The 997-nt window shown below is 25.1% G+C and carries 1 protein-coding gene; it reads left to right on the top strand.

Annotated features, from left to right (window positions below):
• Window positions 1-828: hypothetical protein (locus tag V7164_RS25605; RefSeq protein ID WP_335355649.1), on the top strand; the 828-nt coding region annotated here is incomplete at its 5' end.
• Window positions 829-997: the final 169 nt, after the last annotated feature.

The raw sequence follows: 997 nt of genomic DNA, 5'->3' as shown, positions 1-997 counted from the left end.
CTCTCTCAGTATTTTTTTATATTAAAATCAGCGGGAATAAATGAAAACGATATAAATGAAAATTTGAAAAAGTCATATCCTATCTTTGATGTGAAAGGATTGGAAATCCTAGTTGGTGTTCTTTATGCTCATAGAAATAAGCTACTTCAATATTATATAGATGAGTATAATATTGAAGTAAATAATTCAGTTTTAGCAATTTCCGCTCTTTATAATAAAAAATACGAAGAAGCTAGTTTGATATGGGAAAAAGAGAATATTTTAGATAATAATATTTTTAGTGATGTTTTTACTTTACTAATGGTTCAAGAAAATGAAGAGTTATTGAGAAAGTTATTGCAGAGTATGAATCTCAATAAAAAAGAAAAGGTAGAATTGACTTCAATAGTAAATAAAAGTGATAATAAACTGATTTCTTTTTCAGAAACCATTTATGACATGATAAAAAACGCATGTATAAATTTATTAAGAGTAGATGAAGAGTCTGTATTTTTGGAAACATATAGAAAGCTAAACTTAAATGTACAACAAAAAGAGCAATTAATAAGTTCTTTAATAAATAATGGCTACTTAAAGATAGCCATTGATCTATTAACTGATGAATTGAATACAAACAGTAAAAATTATGAACTTATAGGTTTACTAGCAGATGGGTATTCAAGACAAAATAGATTTAAAGAAGCACTAGACTTGTATACCCAATTAATTGAAAAAGTGGGTAGTTACTCTTCATATAATAGATTGTATAATTTATATCAAAAAATTAACTATAGTGATGGATTACCTTTAATAGAGACACAAATGAAGATTATTTTAGAAAACGAATAAGATGTTTTTTATAAATAAGCACGAATCTAAAAAAAGATGAAAATCATCCTACTTCTTTTATTGTGAATTTTTTTATATGGCATTTTCTCCTTATATGAGGCTTAAGAAAAACACTTAACCCCATATAAGGATTTTTTTATCAAAATTACAAGTATTTATATTATTGTGG

The organism is Bacillus sp. JJ1474 (genome assembly GCF_036965225.1).
Classification (GTDB): Bacteria; Bacillota; Bacilli; order Bacillales; family Cytobacillaceae; genus Cytobacillus.
This window is presented reverse-complemented; position numbering and strand designations above follow the sequence as displayed.